The organism is Streptomyces sp. NK08204, from assembly GCF_020400585.1.
In the GTDB taxonomy this organism is placed as follows: Bacteria; Actinomycetota; Actinomycetes; order Streptomycetales; family Streptomycetaceae; genus Streptomyces.
Window position 1 is genome coordinate 35,785 of sequence record NZ_JAINVF010000033.1, and the last position, 19,765, is coordinate 55,549.

11 protein-coding genes are annotated in these 19,765 nt (G+C 73.4%); 3 read left to right on the forward strand and 8 right to left on the reverse strand.

Going from position 1 to position 19,765, the window contains the following annotated elements:
* Positions 1 to 130 precede the first annotated feature (130 nt).
* Positions 131 to 1,387: a type VII secretion-associated serine protease mycosin gene (gene mycP / locus K7G59_RS31380; protein ID WP_225840082.1), complete on the reverse strand. Its 1,257-nt coding sequence runs from the start codon at positions 1,385 to 1,387 to the stop codon at positions 131 to 133.
* Positions 1,388 to 1,398: 11 nt separating this feature from the next.
* Positions 1,399 to 2,937 (reverse strand): type VII secretion protein EccB, encoded by a 1,539-nt coding sequence (gene eccB / locus K7G59_RS31385; RefSeq protein WP_225840083.1) that lies wholly within the window; start codon positions 2,935 to 2,937, stop codon positions 1,399 to 1,401.
* A gap of 197 nt (positions 2,938 to 3,134) precedes the next feature.
* On the opposite strand from eccB, the gene eccE reads away from it, so the two are divergent.
* The 3 genes from eccE (at position 3,135) to K7G59_RS31400 (ending at position 8,738) form a co-directional block, all read left to right on the forward strand.
* Positions 3,135 to 4,472 carry a type VII secretion protein EccE gene (gene eccE / locus K7G59_RS31390; RefSeq protein ID WP_225840084.1) on the forward strand — a complete coding sequence of 446 codons (1,338 nt, stop codon included), beginning with the start codon at positions 3,135 to 3,137 and terminating at the stop codon, positions 4,470 to 4,472.
* Positions 4,473 to 4,477: 5 nt separating this feature from the next.
* Positions 4,478 to 5,251, forward strand: coding sequence for a hypothetical protein (locus K7G59_RS31395; protein WP_374114315.1), 774 nt, complete (start codon positions 4,478 to 4,480; stop codon positions 5,249 to 5,251).
* A 361-nt stretch (positions 5,252 to 5,612) separates the two neighbouring features.
* A complete protein-coding gene (locus tag K7G59_RS31400; RefSeq protein ID WP_225840085.1) occupies positions 5,613 to 8,738 on the forward strand; it encodes an SCO5717 family growth-regulating ATPase in 3,126 nt (1,041 codons plus the stop codon).
* A gap of 91 nt (positions 8,739 to 8,829) precedes the next feature.
* On the opposite strand, the gene K7G59_RS31405 is transcribed toward K7G59_RS31400, so the two are convergent.
* From K7G59_RS31405 to infB, 6 genes are all read right to left on the reverse strand, one after another.
* Positions 8,830 to 9,777: a bifunctional riboflavin kinase/FAD synthetase gene (locus K7G59_RS31405; protein WP_225840086.1), complete on the reverse strand. Its 948-nt coding sequence runs from the start codon at positions 9,775 to 9,777 to the stop codon at positions 8,830 to 8,832.
* Between the two features lie 129 nt (positions 9,778 to 9,906).
* Positions 9,907 to 14,334, reverse strand: a complete 4,428-nt coding sequence (locus K7G59_RS31410; protein WP_225840087.1) for a trypsin-like peptidase domain-containing protein — start codon at positions 14,332 to 14,334, stop codon at positions 9,907 to 9,909.
* 298 nt (positions 14,335 to 14,632) lie between these two features.
* Positions 14,633 to 15,538, reverse strand: a complete 906-nt coding sequence (gene truB / locus K7G59_RS31415) for a tRNA pseudouridine(55) synthase TruB (protein ID WP_225840088.1) — start codon at positions 15,536 to 15,538, stop codon at positions 14,633 to 14,635.
* A complete protein-coding gene (gene rbfA / locus K7G59_RS31420) occupies positions 15,535 to 15,996 on the reverse strand; it encodes a 30S ribosome-binding factor RbfA (protein WP_225840089.1) in 462 nt (153 codons plus the stop codon). Before rbfA ends, truB begins: the two co-directional genes overlap by 4 nt.
* 38 nt (positions 15,997 to 16,034) lie before the next feature.
* Positions 16,035 to 16,328, reverse strand: a complete 294-nt coding sequence (locus K7G59_RS31425) for a DUF503 domain-containing protein (RefSeq protein WP_225840090.1) — start codon at positions 16,326 to 16,328, stop codon at positions 16,035 to 16,037.
* Between the two features lie 188 nt (positions 16,329 to 16,516).
* A complete protein-coding gene (gene infB, locus K7G59_RS31430) occupies positions 16,517 to 19,585 on the reverse strand; it encodes a translation initiation factor IF-2 (protein ID WP_225840091.1) in 3,069 nt (1,022 codons plus the stop codon).
* Positions 19,586 to 19,765 lie beyond the last annotated feature (180 nt).

Here is a 19,765-nt window from a genome sequence, read left to right on the forward strand (position 1 = left end):
CGAAGCCGCGTCCGGGGTTCGGGGGCGGATGGGTTGATCGGCTCGCGCCAGGACCGTGCGCGGGCCACCGGGACGCAGGCCGCCGACAGGTGTGCCACGACCACGACGAAGCTGGTCACGGCCACTTTCGTCATGCCCCGGCCCTCACCCTCAGCTTCCTGCGGCGCGCGTCCCGTACCGCCACCGCTCCCCCGCCGAGCCCCGCCACCAGGACCCCGGCGCCGATGGCGACGTACGTCGCGAGGCGGGCGTTGCGTTCCTGGGGGGTTTCGCCGAGGGTGAGTCTGGCTGCGGTGGGGGCCTCCGCGTGGGTGAGGCCGGCGTCGGGGTGGGGTGACTCGATCGGGTGATCGTCCTCTGTGAGGGCGCGGACCGGGTCCACCACGCCCCAGCCGACCCGGGGGTCATGGCCGGTGATGGAGCGCTCGGCGGTCTGCTCAATCTGGGCCACGACCTCGGAGGCCGTCCAGGTGGGGTGCTTGGACCTGATCAGCGCGGCGACGGCGGCCACGTACGGGGCGGAGAAGCTCGTGCCGTTGTCCGAGCAGTGGCCGCCCTTGGGGACCGTCGAGATCATGTCGACGCCGGGGGCGGCCACGCCCACGAAGCTGCCGGACTGGGAGAAGGCCGCGCGTTCGTTGTTGCGGTCGGAGGCGGCTACGGCCAGGACCCCCTTGTACGACGCCGGGTAGGTCTTCTTCATGTTGCCGCCCAGGCCGTCGTTGCCCGCCGAGGCGACGACGACGATGTTCTGCGCGAGCGCTTCGTTGATCGCGTTGTGCAGGTCGACGGCCGGAGCCACGGCGTTCGCGGTGTCCTGCGAGATGTTGATGACCTGGGCCTTGACCGTGATGGCGTGCCGGATGGCCCGGGCCAGGGTGATCGCGGTGCCGTGGCCTTCGGCGTCGTTCTGTTTGATCGGGATGATCCTGGCCTTGGGGGCAAGGCCGACGAAGCCGGTGCCCTTCATGGGGCGGGCGGCGATGATGCCGGCCACGCGGGTGCCGTGGCCCACGGTGTCGGTGGTGCCGTTGGACCTGCCGCGGTCGAGCTTGTTGCCCTTGCTGTCCTTGGGGGGCAGGTAGTTCGCGCCAAGGGTCGTCGATACGGCGTGCTTGAGCTGCCGGTTGGCCGTGTCGACACCGGTGTCGATCACGGCGACCTTCACGTTCTCGCCCTTCGACTGGCTCCACAGCTCGTCGAGGTTGACACGCTGGAGGGCCCAGGGCGTCCCGGCGTACTTGTGGTTCGTCCTGGAGAACGTGCACGTGTCGGACATCGGGTCGGCGGAGGCCGCCGGTGCCGACAGCAGGACGGCGGTCGTGGCCAGGGCCGCCGAGAGGGACGTACCGCGGCGGCGCCACGCGTGCGTGGATCGCGATGCCATCAGGGTCCCCCTCACGAGCCCTGCGGCTGCCGGGCCGCCGCCGTCGACAGGCGGGGGCCCGTCGGCAGGAACTCCGACCAGGCGGCGGGAATCGGGGCGGGGTCCACGCCGGCGTAGCCGAGGCGGGTCTGCGCCAGTTTGGCCTCCTGCTGGAGCTGCTTGCGCTGCTTGGTCGTGATGCCGATGCCGGCATCGTTGGTGGCGCTGTCGTCGTTGGACTGGAGGGCGTAGCGCAGGCCGGTGTCGGTGACCAGGAAGACCGGGCCCGCCTTGGTCTCCTTGCCCTGGAACTGGCGGTAGAGCTGGCCGGATCCCGCGGTGACGTACGCGCTGGAGGAACCGGTGGCCAAAACCGCGGGGAAGTCGGTGCCCGCCCAGGTGCTCAGGGTGGTGGCACCGTCCTTGGCGTCGACGTCGCGCAGGACGTTGCAGACGGTGTTGCGGCTGCCGTCGGCGGTGGAGGCCTCGTTGACCGCGCTGGGGGTTTCGGTGGGCCACTTGTGGTCGGTGGCGAAGGGCGCCTTCGGCTGGATGGCACCGGAGCTGACCTCCCGCGCGTGCCCGGCCTGGCCCAGCTTGACGAGGTCCTTGCTGGCCAGGAGCAACTGGGCGACGAAGTCGGAGACGTGTGCGACGCGGCCCTGCAGTACCACGTAGTGCTGCTCCTTGCCGTTGACCGGTGCTCGGAGCACCATGCCGACGCGGTTTGCGCTGCTGTCCAGCTGACCGGGGGCGTTCGCGGGGGCGCCGATGACGCCGGGGATCCGCGGGAAGCTGATCGGGGCGCCCGTGTGCAGGGTCGCCATCCACTCCTTGGTCACCTTCTGGGGCCGGCGGTCGTCGCCCACGAGGGTGCGCAGCATCAGGGGGTCCGTGGCGTCCACCTGGTACGCCCAGCCGCGGGCGTCCACGATGTACTGCTTCTGGTCCGACGGCGTGGTGACGTAGAGGAGTTCGCCGCCGTGCAGCTTCTGCTTGGCGCCCTCGGTCCGGCCGAGGTCGCGCTTGGCCAGGACGAACGCGGCCTTCTGGATGGAGCTGCCGCTGCCGCTGGGGCGTTCGCAGACGGCCCAGCGCTTCTCGGCGCCCGCCTCCTTGTCGGAGGGCAGCCGGTCGGGGGCGTACGGGATGCCGATGGTGACGCCGTGGGGGATCTTGCCGTTGTCGAGGATCGACTCGTCGACGGTGACGACGTCGACACCGCCGCTGCTCTGGGTGTCGAGGACGAGTTTGGCGGACGCCATGTTGAGGACGGGGTGGAGTTGGGTCTTGTGGTGCGTCGTCAGCACCACGTACCTGGTCGTGGACTTGCTGGCGATGATCACTTTCTGTCCGGGTTCGTCCCAGCCCTCGGGGGCGGTCGGTTTGAACATGCCCCAGGCGCCGAAGGCCGCGAGGACGATCGCACCGACGATCGCACCGGGCACGATCGCACGCAGCGGTCGCGGCGCTCCCTCGTCCGAGGCATCCGGAGACGACTGCACGAACGACGCGAGCATGCGGCGCTTCGCGAAGGTGTAGGCGTTGAGTTGGTCCCGCCGAGATGCCATCTGTGCCCGTTTCTCCCCGTGTCTCACGCGGAGCGCGCCCGGGGACCACGCTCCCCCGCCCTCCGTTGTCGGACCCGGCCCCTACTATGCCTGGTACGGAGCGAGTCCGATGGAGCGGGTAGGGTACCTGGGCCCTCAAGGGCCTTGTTCCGTGGGCTGGTTCCCATGAGTTGTGAGCAAATCGGGGGGATGGAGTGATGGCTTCCGGAACGCGGACGCGAGCGCGTGGCCGGTCGGCGGCACGCGGTCGTACGGCCGGGTCCGCGCCGGCGCCGGACGCGGCGTCCAGGCAGCGCGGCGCGGCGACGCAGTCCGTCACGCCCGCCCTCAGCTCCCGGCCCGGCCAGGCCGGCTCGTTCCGTTTGCAACGGCTGGTGCTGGTGGAGCTGGCGCTCGCCGTGCTCCTCGTCGGCTGGGTCATCGGGACCCTGGCGCTGGTCCCGGCCGCAATCGTCGCCCTGACGCTGGTGCTGCTGGCCTTCGTGCGGCGGCGTGGACGCTCGGTGCCGGAGTGGCTCGGCACCGCGCGTGGCCTGCGGGCGCGCCGCAAGCGGGCCGCCGACACACCGATACCCGCGGGCACGGAGCCGGGCCTGGTCCCGGCGGTGGAGTGCGAGCCCGCCCTGCGTACCTACTCCTACGGCGTACGTGACCGGCGGCCGGTCGGCATCGTCGGGGACGGGACGTTCGTCACCGCCGTGCTCCAGGTGGAGGCCGACGCGACCGCGCTGCGGGCCGAGCGGAGCCGGCAGCCGCTGCCGCTGGGCCTGGTGCGGGACGCGCTGGAGGTGGACGGCATCCGGCTGGAGTCGGCGCAGATCGTGCTCCACACGCAGCCGGCGCCCGCGCTGCATCTGCCCCAGCAGTCCGTGGCCGTCTCCAACTACCTGCCGCTGCAGGAGCAGACGGGCGCCCCGGCGGTGCGCATCACCTGGATCGCACTGAAGCTCGACCCCGAGCTGTGCGCGGAGGCGGTGGCCGCACGCGGGGGCGGCCTGCTCGGCGCCCAGAAGTGCGTCGTGCGGACCGCGGACCATCTCGCGAGCCGTCTGACCGGCGCGGGCTTCCGCGCGCGCGTGCTGGACGAGGAGGAGCTGGTCGCCGCGCTCGCCACCTCCGCCTGTGCCAATCCGCTGGTCACCGCGGAGGCGGGCCGCAGCGAGACACGGGAGCGGCGGACGGAGGAGTCCGGGCGGAGCTGGCGCTGCGACAACCGGCGGCACACGACGTACTGGGTCAGGCGATGGCCGCAACTGGGCGGCGGCCGGGGCGAGTCGCTGCCGCAGTTCGTCGCCCGGGTCACGGCGATACCGGCCCTGGCCACCACCTTCAGCCTCACCCTGGCGCAGGAGGAGCGGCAGGACGTCTCGCTGTGCGGGCATCTGCGGGTGACCGGACGCAGCGACGACGAGCTCGTCGCCGCACGCCGGGCGTTGGAGGCGGCGGCGCGCCAGGCCGGTGCCGGGCTCGCGCGGCTCGACCGTGAGCAACTGCCCGGCATGCTGGCCACGCTGCCCCTCGGAGGTGCGCGGTGACGACGATCCCGACCGTCCCTACGACGAACGCCCACTCCGCCGATGCCCATTCCCCTGGTCTGCGGGGAGCGGTGGAACGGGTGCGGCGCGGCCTGGGGCTGATGGGCCCCCGGCACGGACGCCATTCGCTTCCCGCGCAGCAACTGGAGTCGCTCGCCCTGCCCATCGGGGACGACGGCGTGGTGGCGGGCGTCGACGCCGAGGGCCAGCCGGCCGTCCTGGGCATCAACCGGCCCACGCCGTACGACGTCGTACTGATCGGCGGTCTGTGGACCGCGCAGGTGCTGGCGCTGCGTACGGCGGCCACGGGCGCCCGGGTCGCCGTGGAGACGGGCCGGCCGCAGGCCTGGATGCAGATGGTGCACGCCATGGGCGGCGGGCAGAACGGCCTGTCGGTGTACGAGGTGGGCCGGGTGCCGCCGCAGGGCGCCTCGGCCGGAACGCCCGTGCTGGTGGTGCGGGACTGCGGTATGCGTCCGCCGCGCGGCCGGGTGGTGTCGGGACCGTGGCAGTCGGTGCTGACCCTGCTGCCGTATCTGAGTCCGGTCGCGCCCCGGCTGCTGCGGCAGGCGCGGCTCGCCGGTATCCAGCGGGTCTCACCGGACGAGTCCGCGGAACTCGGGCGCACGATGGGGCTGTCCCGGACCGAGGTGGAGTCGCTGCCGGCGCTGCCCGACGGGGTCACGCTGTGGTGCACGGACCGAGACCGGCAGTACGTGCTGACCCAACCCACGGATGCCGAGATCGGATTGCTGGGCACGCCTCGCCGGATGGACTGAACTGTCCTTCTCCGTTGCCTTTGTTCTCCGGTCGGGCGGGTTCGGTTTTTTTCCGCTTGTCTCTCATTGCTCCCTGGTTCTGCCGGTGAACCCGTCGGCAACGCGGTAGGACTGCGGGGCAGTTCGACGTGCACTGTGACCGGTGGGTGCGTACGGGGAGGCGGGCGGACCTGCCGGGGTACGGCTCCGGATGATTAGGCTGGGATCGGGAGCGATGCCAGAACCCGTGAGCGGGCGTCGGTGTCCCTGGAGGAAGGCCGGTGAATCCGGGCTGCCTCCGAACGACTACGGACGACTCGGAACGACACGACATGGTCGCCCCGGCACGGCATGAGGGTGCTCGACCACACCAGGAGGAACTGTGAGCAGCGATCGGGACGGGCTGCGCGGGGGCTGGGCCACACCCGGCGATGACCAGCCCGACGCGGAGGCCGTCGAGACCACCGGCGAGTTCACCATCGACTACGCTCCTCCGGCCTGGTACACGCAGAACGCGTCCGGCGCCTCCGACGCGTCGGGTGCGTCCGCGTCCACGCAGGGCGCGGGTACGGGCGCCTCGAGCGGTGCGGGCGGCGACTCGAACGGCTCCGGCCTGCCGTCCTTCCCCGGCGCGCCCGCTCCCTCGCCGACCGGCACTCCGGCCTCCGGGACTCCGTTCACGCCGCCCTCCGGGACTCCGTACGCCCCGCCCCCGGCACCGGTCGCGCCTCCCGCGCCGCCCGTCGGCGATCCGGTCCCGATGCCGAGGCTCCCCGAGGGCTTCGAGCCGCAGCAGCCCGGGCCCCAGTCAGCGGCGCCGGCTGGGGCGTCGGCGCCCTCAGCGCCTTCCGTTCCGGCCGAGCCCGAGCCCGGCAACGGGGATCTGGAGAGCGGCGCGACCATGCGGTTCTCCGCCGTCGCGCTGAAGCGTGAGTTCGCCGAGATCGCGAAGCGCGCCGACGCCGCCGCGAAGCAGGCCGCGGAGGGCGAGGGTACGGCGCAGAGCGAGGCTTCCGCCGACGCAGGCGCGGATGCGGCCCCAGATGCGGCCCCGAATGCGGTCCCGGATGCAGACGCGGGTGCGGACACGGATGCGGACACCGGGAGTGGCGATGGCGACGAGGAGGCCGCCGCAGCGGCCGACGGCACCGCCGAGGACGCCGAGAACGCCGAGGACCCCGGGCAGGACAGCGGCGACCACGTGAGCGAGGAGCAGGGCGCCGACGAGGACGGCAGCGGCGCCGTGTCCGAGGCCACGGAGGCGTCGGCCTCGCAGGACGACTCCGCCGGAGGCGCCGAGTCCCCGGACCACTCCGGCGGGGGCGCCGAATCCCCGGACTCAGCAGCACAGACCGGCACGCCCGAGGACAGCACGCCCCCGAACGGCATCCCCGGCGCTGCCGGCGCCCCGCAGGACAGTGCCCCGCAGGCCGCCGCCGTACCGCCCGCTGCGCCCGCGCCGCAGGACGCGGTGCCCGCGTGGACTCCCCCGCCCACGCCGCAGGACGCGGTGCCCGCGTGGACTCCCCCGCCCGCACCCCAGACCGGTGTGCCCCCGCTGCCGCCCTCCTACCAGCCCGCCGCCCCCGCCACGGGGGACCGGTGGCCCGCGCCGCAGCAGCCGTACCCGGTGCCCGGTCAGCCGCAGCCGCCGGCCGCGCAGGGGCCCGGCGGCGCGCCCGGCCAGCAGCAGCCGTTCCAGCCGCAGGCACCGCAGCCCGCGCCCGCAGCGTGGAATCAGCAGGGCCAGCCCGGACAGCCTGGCCACACCGGACAGCCCGGCCACCCCGGTCAGCCGTACGCTCCCGGCGCTCCCGTCCCAGGTACCCCCACGCCCGCGCCCGCCCCCGTGGCACCCGCGCCGCCGGGACCGCAGCAGCCCCCCGTCGGCCCTGGCCCGCAGGGCGGTTACGGTTTCCCCCAACCCCCGGTACCGCAGCCGAACCCGAACGGCCCCACCCCGCAGGGCGGTTACGGCTTCCCACAGCCCGGCCTCCCCAGCCCGCAGGTTCCCCCCGGCGGTTACGGCTTCCCGCACCCCCGGGCACCACAGAACCCGCAGGGCGCTGACGCCGCCGTGCCGCAGGCCCCGCAGGCTCCCCAGGCCCCGCAGCCGCCCGTCGACCCCCGTGCCGGCTCGGCCTGGCCGCAGCCCATCCAGCACGACCATCGACAGCCGACCAACCCCGGTGCCGCGCCGCTGGGTTACACCGCAGCCGTGGAGCTGTCCTCGGACCGGCTGCTCAACAACAAGAAGCAGAAGGCGAAGAGCGGTCGGCCCGGTGCCGCCCCGTCCCGGTTCAAGCTGGGCGGGAGGAAGGAAGAGGCCGAGCGGCAGCGGAAGCTGGAGCTGATCCGCACGCCGGTGCTCTCCTGCTACCGGATCGCCGTCATCAGCCTCAAGGGCGGCGTCGGCAAGACGACCACGACGACCGCGCTGGGCTCCACGCTGGCCTCGGAGCGGCAGGACAAGATCCTCGCCATCGACGCGAACCCGGACGCCGGCACGCTGGGGCGGCGCGTGCGCCGGGAGACCGGGGCCACCATCCGCGACCTGGTGCAGGCGATCCCGTACCTCAACTCGTACATGGACATCCGCCGGTTCACCTCGCAGGCGCCCTCCGGTCTGGAGATCATCGCCAACGACGTGGACCCGGCCGTGTCGACCACGTTCAACGACGAGGACTACCGGCGCGCCATCGACGTGCTCGGCCGGCAGTACCCGGTCATCCTCACCGACTCGGGCACGGGTCTTCTGTACAGCGCCATGCGCGGGGTGCTCGATCTCGCCGACCAGCTCATCATCATCTCGACACCGTCGGTGGACGGTGCGAGCAGCGCCAGTACGACGCTGGACTGGCTGTCCGCGCACGGCTACGCCGACCTGGTGTCCCGGTCCATCACCGTCATCTCCGGGGTCCGCGAGACCGGGAAGATGATCAAGGTCGAGGACATCGTGGCGCACTTCGAGACGCGGACCCGCGGAGTCATCGTCGTACCGTTCGACGAGCATCTGGCGGCCGGTGCCGAGGTGGACCTCGACATGATGCGGCCGAGGACACGCGAGGCGTACTTCAACCTCGCCGCCATGGTCGCCGAGGACTTCACCCGCCACCAGCAGTCGCAGGGCCTGTGGACCAGCGACGGCAACCCGCCGCCGGTGGCCGCCCCGCCGATGCCGGGACAGCCGTACGCTCCCGGTCAGCCGATGCCGGGACAGCCGTACGCCCCTGGTCAGCCGTACCCGGCCGCCGGCCAGCAGCCCTACCCGGCACAGCAGCCGGCACCGGGTCAGCCGTACCCGCAGGCACCGGGCCAGCCGTACCCGCAGGCGCCGGGCCAGCCGTACCCGCAGGCGCCGGGCCAGCCGTACCCGCCGCAGCAGGCCCAGCAGCAGCCCGAGCTGTACGGTCATCCGCAGCCCGGCGAGCTGTACGGCCAACCGCAGCCCCCGCAGGGCGGGCAGCAGCCCACGCAGCCTCCGCAGGCTGGACCGCCCCAGCAGTAGGGCGGAACGACGAAGGGCGGCCGGTGCGGTGAGCACCGGCCGCCCTTTCGCGTCATGAGCCGTCCTGAGCCGCGGAACGGTGGGCGGCGGACTACTCTTCCGCCGCCACGATCTCCCGGCAGCGCTGGACGTCAACGGCCATCTGCTCCAGCAGGGCGTCCAGGGTCTCGAACTTCGCCTGGCCGCGTACGTAGGCGAGGAAGTCGACGGCGACGTGCAGGCCGTACAGGTCGAGGCCGACGCGGTCGATGGCGTACGCCTCCACCGTGCGCTCGGTGCCGTCGAACTGCGGGTTCGTGCCGACGGAGATAGCGGCCGGCATGGCCTCGCCCTGGGCGTGCAGCAGGCCCGCGTAGACGCCGTCGGCGGGGATCGCGGTGTGCGGGAGGGTCTCGACGTTGGCCGTGGGGAAGCCCAGTTCACGGCCGCGCTGGGCACCGCGCACGACGATGCCCTCCACTCGGTGCGGGCGGCCCAGGATCTCGCGGGCACCCTCGACGTCACCCTCGGCGACCAGGTTCCGGGTCAGGGTCGAGGAGAAGGGACGGCCACCGCCCGCCTCCCCGGTGACGTACAGGTCGACGATCTCGACCTCGAAGTCGTAGGTCTTGCCCTGCTCGGCGAGGAACGCGACGTCGCCGGCCGCCTTGTGTCCGAAGCGGAAGTTCGGGCCCTCCACGACCGCCTTGGCGTGCAGCTTGTCGACCAGCACCTTGACGACGAACTCGGCGGGCGACAGCTTCGAGAACTCGGTGGTGAAAGGCAGGACCAGCACGGCGTCCACGCCCAGCTCCGCCATCAGCTCGGCGCGCCGGTGGTGCGGGGCGAGCAGCGGCGGGTGGCTGCCGGGGCGGACGACCTCGCTGGGGTGCGGGTCGAAGGTGACCACGACGGCGGGGACGCCCAGCTCGCGGGCGCGGTCGACCGCGTGATTGATGATCAGCTGGTGGCCTCGGTGGACGCCGTCGTAGGAACCGATGGTGACGACGCTGCGCCCCCAGTCCTCGGGGATGTCCTCCAAGCCACGCCAGCGCTGCACTGTGACCGCTCCTCGAACCCGTGCTCGTGCCTACCTTGACCTCTTGTGCAGGTCTAAGGGTGCCATGCCGGGTGCCCGGCGTCGGCATCGGCATCGACGCTGTGACGGGTGGCACTCCGCCGTACCGGCTCAGGCTGGTACGCACACCCCCGCCAGGCTCTCGATCATGCGGCGGCTGCTGGGGCCCACCACGGCGGCCCAGTCGTCCGGGGTGTCTGCCAGCCAGCGGGCCATGAGCGCGGCGAAGCCGGGCACCTGGCGGCCCAGGTCGACCAGGCCGCGGTCGAAGCGGGTGGCGCCGTCGGGGGTGCGGACGAGGAGCAGGCCGATGCGGTGGACCAGGTCCCGGACCTCCTCGACGCGGCCCTGCCCGTACCCGGTCGCCATGCGGGGGACCGCCGTGTGCAGGACGGCGGCCAGGACGGCCGGTTCCTGTTCGTGGGCGAGCAGTGCCTCCAGGAGTTCGCGGCGCAGCGGGCAGGAGGCGGGTGTGCCGGTGGGGCCGAGGACGCCGGCGAGGGCCGCCCGGACCGCTTCCGGGCCGCCGTCCAGGAGCCCGGTGATCAGCGGCAGCAGCACGGGACGGGCGGCGGGGCCCGCATCGAGGCGGCGGTCGACGTGGGCGGCGATGTCCCCGGCGGTCGCCGGGCTCGACTCCACCGCCTCCCGCACGATGGCGGCGACCCGGTGGGCGAGGTCCGGGGTGGTGACGTCGGCGAGGGCGCGCAGTGCCGCGGCGGCGTCCGGCCCGTGCAGCCGGGCACGGAAGGCCTCCAGGACCGGTTCGGGGTGGGTGGCCAGGGCCGGGGCCAGGGCGCCGGGCGGGAACCGGGGGTCGCCGTCGGCGAAGTGCCGCAGGGCTTCGGGGAGATACCGGTCGCGGGTGCCCGGGTCGTGTACCAGGAGGGCGAGGGCGCCGCCGTGCAGGGTGCGGTCGGCGGGGCCGGCGAGCACGGCGAGCGCGGCGTGTCGCAGCAGCTCGCGGTCGGCCGCCGAGCGGACGTGGGCGGCGGCGCGGAGCCCGAACGCGACCGCGGCGGCCCGGCGGGCGGGACGCTCGTCGTGCGCCCAGCGGTCGACGGCCCGGCAGAGGGCCGAGGGCTCGTCCTCGGCGAGGCCCTCGAGCAGTTCGTCGGCCCGCTGGTGGGCGCTGTCGACGAGCGCCTCGGTGAGGTCGTCCAGGGCCCCGTGCCGGTGGGTGTGCAGCAGCGCCTGCGCGGCGGTCGCCACGGTGGCATGCGGGGTGGCGGGCAGCGGACGCTCGTCCTCGAACCAGCGTGTCAGCAGCGGCTGTACGGCGGCGGGGGCGCCGGCGAGGAGGCGGGCGGCGGCGTCGAGGTAGCGCTCGGCCCGGTGTGCAGGGCCGCCGTCGTGGGCCCGGGCGGGGAGCTCAGCGGGCGCCTGGTCGGCCGGCACGAGCCGGCGCAGAAGGTCGAGGCGCTCGGTGTCGGAGACGGGCAGCGCGGTCCAGAAGGCGGGCGCGAACTCGGCCGGTACGGTCCGCCGCCCCCGGCTCCAGGCGACGACACGGTCGGCGAGCAGGCGCAGCACTTCGGTGTACGGGGTCGCGTCCGGCACGTCGAGCAGGGTCCGGGCGAGCAGCCGTGCCGCCCACCAGGAGGCCGTGTCCTGGTCCAGGGCTTCCACCAGATCGCGGAGTCGGAAGGAGAGCCTGCGGGGGCTGTGCTGGCGGCCGAGGAGGAGCAAGGCCTGTACGACAGGGCCGACGCGGTGGTGCGGTACGGGGACCGGGTGGGTGCTCCGGGGGCCGCGGGGGCGGTGGACCAGGGCCTGCAGAGCCTCGTCCAGGTCCAGATGCATGCCCTGGATCCAGTCGGCCAGTTCCTCGTGGGCGAAGCGGTAGCCGCGGCCGGCCGGGACGAGGAGGCCCTCGGTGAGAACGGCCGAGGCCCAGCCGGTCCCGCCACCGAGCCGCGCCGGGGCCGGCCCCCACGGGAACACGGCCTCGAACGACTCGCGGTCCAGTTCTCCCTGCCCGGGGCCGAGGCTGCGCCGGGCGGCCTCGTGGACCTGGCCGGCCACCCGCGCCGCGAGCCGCCGTACGGCCGTGCCACGCAGGCCGCTCTCGGCGGCGAGGCGGACCGCGATACGCAGGCACATCAGGTCGAGATAGGCAGCGAACACCTCGTGCCGGTCGACGGGCCGGGCGGGCGGGGCGTCCGGGAGGGCGGAACGGACCTCGGAGTACAGCCGAAGGGTGAGCGGATGCCGGGCTTCACGCGAGGTGAGGGCCCCGTCGGGAACACCGTGCCGGAAGCGGGCCCGGCGGGCCTCGTCGGGGGTGAGATCGGTGAGCCGCACACAGGGCGGGAGCGGGCTGTGCCGGTCAGCGGGGGTGGACATCAGATCGACGGGGCTGGGCAGCAGCTCCCCGGGGGCGCGCGGAAGGTCGGCGGGGAGGGACGGAAGGCCGACTGGAGCAGGCGGCACATCAGCCGCGACACGCGGCGCATCAGCCCATGTATTAGGCCCGTCGACCGAAGCACGCGGCCCACCCGCCGACGCATACGGAAGGTCGCCCGAAGCACGCGGCGACTCGACGGCGACGTGCGAAACGTCGGCCCCAGCACGCGGCGGCTCCGCCGGGAGACGCAGAACATCCGCCGAAGCACGCGACAGGCCGGCCGAGCCATGTGCCGAACCAGCCGGGCCATCCGGCCCGTCGACCGAAGCACGCGGCCCACCCGCCGACGCATACGGAAGGTCGCCCGAAGCACGCGGCGACTCGACGGCGACGTGCGAAACGTCGGCCCCAGCACGCGGCGGCTCCGCCGGGAGACGCAGAACATCCGCCGAAGCACGCGACAGGCCGGCCGAGCCATGTGCCGAACCAGCCGGGCCATCCGGCCCGTCGACCGAAGCACGCGGCCCACCCGCCGACGCATACGGAAGGTCGGCCGGAGCATGCGGAAGGCCGGGCGGAGGCGGCACGTCAGCCGAGACACACGACGCAGCGACCCAAGCGCGCGACACGCCCACTGGGACATACGGCAGGCCCCCCGACGCACACGGCACGTCAACCGCGACACGCGGCACGTCCGCCGGGTCGTGCAGAAGGCCGACCGGGAACTCGGCGCCTGCATGCTCCCAGTACTCCTCCCGGCAGGCCACGACCAGCCGGGCGCCGGTCTCCCGCAGCCAGTCGGCGGTGCCCCTGGTCCAGTGGGGCAGCCGGTGGGCGAGGACGGGCGGCATCTCCTCGGGGCCGTCGAGGAGCAGCAGCAGGGGCCGGCCTGCCCGCGCGGCGAGCCGGGCCAGTCGTTCGGGGGCGAGGTTGCCGAGGTCGGCCGGGAGGGCGGAGCGGGAGGCGGCGACGATCCTGGCGGCGCGTTCCAGCGTGCGGCGGACGGCGTCGGCCACGGAGTCGTCGGCGTCTCGCAGGTCGGCGCCGCGCAGCCACAGCATGGGGGCGGGCTGCTCGGCCCGGTCGCGGCGGGCGGCGAGGGCGGCGAGTTCCGTCGTGCGACCGCTGCCCGGGGCGCCGACGAGGCCCAGTACGGCCCGTTCGCCGGCTCCGCCGTCACTGGAGGCGAAGGTGGAGGCGAAGGCGAAGGCGTCCAACTGCCTTGCCACATCGGCTCGTTCCACGGAGTGCAGGAGGTCGGGGGCCGCGTGTGCGAGGGCGCCGGGTGGGCCGTCCTGGCCGATGGAGGTGGCGGTCAGTTCCAGGACCCCGGCCAGGTTGAGGTCGGCGCCGTAGGCGGGCACGGTGGCCGCGTTGCGGGCGAGCAGCTCGGCGAGGGGCCCGTCGGCGGCGTGGGGCAGCGGGGCCGCGAATCCCACGTCGCTCTGAGCGGAGTGCAGAGCGGTGCCGAGGATGCCGAGCACCGCGCCGGTGTCTGCGTCGAGCACCGGTCCCCCGGCCGCGCCACCGCCCAGCCGCAGCGCGTCCCGGCCGGCCGTGCCGATCGCCAGTTCCAGGGCGTCGTCCACGAGGTGGAAGCGGTCGGTGCCGGTGTACGTCACCTGGGTGGCGGCCAGTACCCGCGCCTCGCGCCAGCAGCCCGCAGCGATCCGCACGTACGTGCCGGCCTCGACCCGCTCCCGCACGGTCAGCGGCAGCGGCTCCACGCCCAGGCCCTCGGTGCGGACCAGGGCCAGGGCGAGGGCGGGCAACGGGGTGACGGCGTCGGCGTCGACCACGCAGGTGCGGTTCCCCGCGGCGTGCAGGACGAGCCGGGACTGGGTGTCGACGGCCTCATGGCTGGTGAGGAGGGTGCCCTGGTGGTCGGCGAGGAAGCCGACACCGCGGGGGCGCCCGGCGAGGTCGCGGATGCGGACGAGGACGGAGTCACCGGTGGGGCCGACACCGGGCTCTCCCCGGGAAGCGCGGCCTGTCCGAACGGCGTCACCCGTGCCGGCAGTGCCGCCCGTGCGGGCAGCGCCGTCCTCACCGGAGGTGCCCGCCGGGCCGCGCACGTCACCGGCCGCCCTCGGCCCGGCCGACCGGGGCCGACCGGGGTCGTTCGCCTGCTCCCGCGGCCCCTGCGTCGCCGACCGGCCACCGTCTCCGGTCCGCGGGCCCCGTCCCGCCATCGCCGTACCTCCACGCCTGTGCACCCGCACACCGGTGCTCTGGCACCCGTACACCGGTTCCCTGTCTTCCGAGTCTTCCGACCGTAGGCGCGTGGTGATCAGCGGGACAGATCGAGCAGCGAAAGCGCCCCCTTCCGCTCCCCCGGTTCACTCCGAGCGCCCGCCCAGACGGGTGAACAGGGGAGGGCGGCTGGATAGACCCTAGGTGGGGGAACCAAGGGGGGACCGTGGAGCGGCGGCAGGGCCCGGCCCCGTGGCCGGCCGCCACTCCACGGGCGGAAGCGTGTACGGCTGGTCGTCAGCCGAAGACGGCCAGGCTCTTGGCCTTGCCCCGGTGCTCCTCGACGAGCGCGAGGAAGCGCCCCTCGGGGCCGAACACGGCTACGGGTCCGGCGCCCGCGTACTCCTCGGGCATCTCCAGACGGACGCCGTTGACGAGCAGCCGGGAACGCCTGGCGTCCACGTCCCAGCGCGGGAACGCGGCCGAGGCGGCCTCGGCGATCGGCATCACGTTCAGCTTCTCCTGGAGCTGGTCCAGCGTCTTGGCCGAGTCGAGCTTGTACGGCCCGACGCGGGTCCGGCGCAGCGCGGTGAGGTGACCGCCGACGCCCAGGTCGGCTCCGAGGTCGCGGGCCAGGGCCCGGATGTAGGTGCCGGAGGAGCAGACCACCGATACGACCAGGTCGAGCACGGGGGTGCCGTCCGCGGCGACGGCGTCGCGGATGTCGTACACGGTGAAGGAGGAGACGCTCACCGGCCGGGCGGGGATGTCGAATTCCTCGCCCTCGCGGGCCCGCTTGTACGAACGCACGCCGTCGATCTTGATGGCGCTGACCTTGGACGGCACCTGCATGATGTCGCCGGTCAGCTTGGCGACGCCCGCGTCGATGGCGGCCCGGTTCAGCCCGGACGCGTCGGTGGAGGAGGTGATCTCCCCTTCGGCGTCGTCGGTGAGGGTGTTCTGGCCCAGGCGGATGGTGCCCAGGTACTCCTTCTCCGTGAGGGCGAGGTGCCCGAGGAGCTTGGTGGCGCGCTCGACGCCGAGGACGAGGACGCCGGTCGCCATCGGGTCGAGGGTGCCGGCGTGGCCGACGCGTCGCGTGCGCGCGATCCCGCGCATCTTGGCGACGACGTCGTGAGAGGTGAAGCCCGACGGCTTGTCGACGATGACGAGGCCGTCGGGGGTGGTGTGCTTCTGGGTCATTCCGCGGCGTCGCCGTCCGTCTCGGTCGTGTCGTCCTCGGACGGCTTGCGGTACGGGTCCGCCTCTCCGGCGTAGGCGGCGCCGGTGGCCGCCTCCCGCACCTTCTGGTCGGACTGCCGGGCCTTGTCGAGGAGGTCCTCGATCGTCCGGGCGGTGTCCGGCAGGGCGTCCGCGACGAAGGTGAGGGTGGGCGTGAACTTCACGCCTGCCGCACGGCCGACCTCGGAGCGCAGGATGCCCTTGGCGCTCTCCAGTCCGGCCGCCGCGGCCTTCCGCTCCTCTTCGTCCCCGTAGACCGTGTAGAAGACGGTCGCCTCCCGCAGGTCACCCGTGACCCGGGTGTCCGTGATGGTGACGTGCGAGCCGAGCCGCGGGTCCTTGATCCCGCGCTGCAGCTTCTGGGCCACCACCTGTCGGATGAGGTCCGCCAGCCTTTTCGCCCGCGCGTTGTCGGCCACTGGTCCGTCTCCCGTTCTTTCCTGTCTGTGTTCTGTGGTCAGTCGTCGTCGCCGTGGATCCGCCGTCGTACGGACAGCAGCTCCACTTCGGGGCGGCCGGCGACCAGCCGTTCGCACCGGTCGAGTACGTCGATGAGGTGCGCCGCGTCACCGGAGACCATGGCGACGCCGATGAGGGCCCGCCGGTGAAGATTCATGTGGTCCACCTCCGCCGCGCTCACGGAGTACTTCCGCTGGAGTTCGGCGACGATCGGGCGGACGACGGAGCGCTTCCCCTTCAGCGAGTGGACGTCGCCGAGGAGGAGATCGAAGGACAAAGTCCCCACGTACATGTGTGTAACCGGTTCACCCGCCGGTACGGGATCGATGGCCCCGGGTCCGTGTGGCCGGGGACATCAAGAACCGTACCGCGTCCCTGCCAGTGGCTCGACAGGGTTTCCGTCCACGCCGTCCAGGCGCAAACGAGGCACTGGCCGGCGGGACCGAAGTCCTGCCGGCCAGCTTCAGGCACCGTGGGCCGTTACGCCCGCGGCTTCTCCCGCATCTCGTACGTCGCGATGATGTCGTCGACCTTGATGTCGTTGAAGTTGCCGAGGTTGATACCGCCCTCGAAGCCTTCGCGGATCTCGGTGACGTCGTCCTTGAAGCGACGCAGGCCCTCGATGTTGAGGTTCTCCGCGACCACCTTGCCGTCGCGGATGAGGCGCGCCTTGGTGTTGCGCCTGACCTCGCCGGACCGGATGATCACACCGGCGATGTTGCCCAGCTTGGACGACTTGAAGACCTCGCGGATCTCCGCCGTACCCAGCTCGACCTCTTCGAACTCCGGCTTGAGCATGCCCTTGAGGGCCGCCTCGATCTCCTCGATCGCCTGGTAGATGACCGAGTAGTAGCGGACGTCCACACCCTCGCGCTCGGCCATCTGCGCCGCGCGGCCGGCCGCGCGGACGTTGAAGCCGATCACGATGGCGTCGGAGCCCATCGCCAGGTCGATGTCGGACTCCGTGACCGCACCGACGCCGCGGTGCAGGACGCGGATGTCGACCTCTTCGCCGACGTCCAGCTGGAGCAGGGAGGATTCCAGAGCCTCGACCGATCCGGACGCGTCGCCCTTGATGATCAGGTTCAGCTGCTGGACCTCGCCGGCCTTCAGCACCTTGTCCAGGTCCTCCAGCGACACGCGGCGCGTGCGCTTGGCGAAGGCCGCGTTGCGCTCGCGAGCGGCACGCTTCTCCGCGATCTGGCGGGCCGTACGGTCCTCGTCGACCACGATGAAGTTGTCACCGGCACCCGGGACATTGGTCAGACCCAGGACCTGGACCGGCGTCGACGGGCCGGCCTCGGCCACGTTGTTGCCGTTGTCGTCGAGCATGGCCCGGACGCGGCCGTACGCGTCGCCGACCACCATCGTGTCGCCGACCCGCAGCGTGCCTCGCTGGACCAGGACCGTCGCCACGGCACCCCGGCCGCGGTCGAGGCGGGACTCGATCGAGATGCCCTGCGCGTCCTGGTTCGGGTTGGCCCGGAGGTCCAGGGTGGCGTCGGCCGTCAGGACGACCGCCTCGAGGAGGCTGTCGATGTTCAGACCCTGCTTGGCGGAGATGTCGACGAACATGGTGTCGCCGCCGTACTCCTCGGCCACCAGGCCGTACTCGGTCAGCTGACCGCGCACCTTGGTCGGGTCCGCGCCCTCGACGTCGATCTTGTTGACCGCGACCACGATCGGCACGTCGGCCGCCTTGGCGTGGTTCAGGGCCTCGACGGTCTGCGGCATCACACCGTCGTTGGCCGCGACCACGAGGATCGCGATGTCCGTCGACTTCGCACCACGGGCACGCATGGCGGTGAACGCCTCGTGACCCGGGGTGTCGATGAAGGTGATGGCGCGGTCCTCGCCGTTGACCTCGGTCGCGACCTGGTAGGCACCGATGTGCTGGGTGATGCCACCGGCCTCGCCCGCGATGACGTTCGTCTTGCGGATGGCGTCGAGCAGGCGGGTCTTACCGTGGTCGACGTGACCCATGACGGTCACGACCGGCGGACGGACGACCAGGTCCTCCTCGTCGCCCTCGTCCTCGCCGAACTCCAGGTCGAAGGACTCGAGCAGCTCGCGGTCCTCCTCCTCGGGGCTGACGACCTGAACCGTGTAGTTCATCTCGCCGGCGAGGAGGTGCAGGGTCTCGTCGGAGACGGACTGCGTCGCGGTGACCATCTCGCCGAGGTTCATCATGACCGCGACGAGGGACGCCGGGTTGGCGTTGATCTTCTCCGCGAAGTCGGTGAGCGACGCGCCGCGGGAGAGACGGATGGTCTCGCCGTTGCCGCGCGGCAGCATCACGCCGCCGACGCTCGGGGCCTGCATGGCCTCGTACTCCTGGCGACGCTGACGCTTCGACTTGCGACCGCGACGCGCGGGACCGCCGGGACGGCCGAAGGCGCCCTGCGTGCCACCGCGGCCACCGGGACCGCCGGGACGACCACCGAAGCCGGGACGGCCACCGCCGCCACCGCCCGCGGGACCGCCGCCGAAGCCGCCGCCACCGCCACCGGGGCCGCCGGGACGACCGGCGAAGCCGGGACGGCCACCGCCGCCACCGCCACCGGGACGACCGGCGAAGCCGCCGCCGCCGGGACGACCGGCACCGCCGGGTCGGCCGGCACCGGCCGGGCCGCGACCGCCGCCGGGGCCGGGACGCGGGCCGGCAGCGGGACGCTGCGGCATCATGCCGGGGTTGGGACGCGGACCGGCCGGGCCGGGACGCGGGCCGCCCTGCTGCGGGCGGGGCATGCCGGCCGGGGTCGGCCGGGGACCACCCGGAGCCTGCGGACGCGGACCGCCGCCCTGGGCGCCGGGCGCCTGCGGACGGGGACCGGCGCCGGGGGCACCGGGGCCGCCGGGACGCGGGCCGCCCTGCGGGCGCGGGGCCTGCGGGCGGGCCATACCGGTGGAGCCACCGGAGGTGAAGGGGTTGTTACCCGGACGCGGACCGGCCGGGCGGGCACCCGGACGCGGGGCCTGGCCGCCGGCGCGGGGAGCGCCCTGGCCGCGGGCCGCCGGGCCCTGGCCGGGACCACCCGGACGGGCGCCGGGCTTCGGCGCGCCGGGACGGGCACCGGGACGCGGGCCCTGGGCGGCCGGAGCCTGCGGGCCCTGGGCGGCCGGAGCCTGCGGAGCCGGCGCGGCCGGCGGAGCGGTGAACTCCGGGGCGGCCGGGGCCGGACGCGGCGCGGGCTTCGGACCCGGCACCGGGCGCGGGCCCGGCGTCGGCGCGGAAGCCGCGGGGGTCGACGGGGCAGCGGGCTGCTGGGCCGTCGGGGGCTTGGGGGCCGCCGGCCTCGGGGCACCCGGACGAGCCGCCTGCACCGGAGAGGGCGCGGCGGGCTTGGGGGCGGCCTTGCGCGGGGCGGGCTTGCCGGCGGACTTGCCGGAGCCGCCCTGGAAGGCGTCGGTCAGCTTGCGTACAACAGGCGCTTCGATCGTCGAAGACGCCGAACGGACGAATTCACCGAGTTCCTGGAGCTTGGCCATGACGACCTTGCTCTCGACACCGAACTCCTTGGCGAGTTCGTAGACCCGGACCTTAGCCACTTCGCTCCTTTGAGGTCCGGGTTGAAAGCCGGACCGTCGCTAGTTCATGGGCGTACTCATCGCGTACTCATCGAGTGCTCATCGCAATCTCGACCTGCTTTCGACTCGCGAGGTACCAGGCCGTACGGGAACTTCCGTACGGCACTCTCTCCTTACGTGATGCCTGCTCGGCATCGTGTT

Bases quoted from the DNA above. Each gene is read 5' to 3' on its own strand.
- mycP (WP_225840082.1), bottom strand. From the start codon at position 1,387: ATGGCATCGCGATCCACGCACGCGTGGCGCCGCCGCGGTACGTCCCTC.
- eccB (WP_225840083.1), bottom strand. From the start codon at position 2,937: ATGGCATCTCGGCGGGACCAACTCAACGCCTACACCTTCGCGAAGCGC.
- eccE (WP_225840084.1), top strand. From the start codon at position 3,135: ATGGCTTCCGGAACGCGGACGCGAGCGCGTGGCCGGTCGGCGGCACGC.
- K7G59_RS31410 (WP_225840087.1), bottom strand. From the start codon at position 14,334: ATGGCGGGACGGGGCCCGCGGACCGGAGACGGTGGCCGGTCGGCGACG.
- truB (WP_225840088.1), bottom strand. From the start codon at position 15,538: ATGACCCAGAAGCACACCACCCCCGACGGCCTCGTCATCGTCGACAAG.
- K7G59_RS31425 (WP_225840090.1), bottom strand. From the start codon at position 16,328: ATGTACGTGGGGACTTTGTCCTTCGATCTCCTCCTCGGCGACGTCCAC.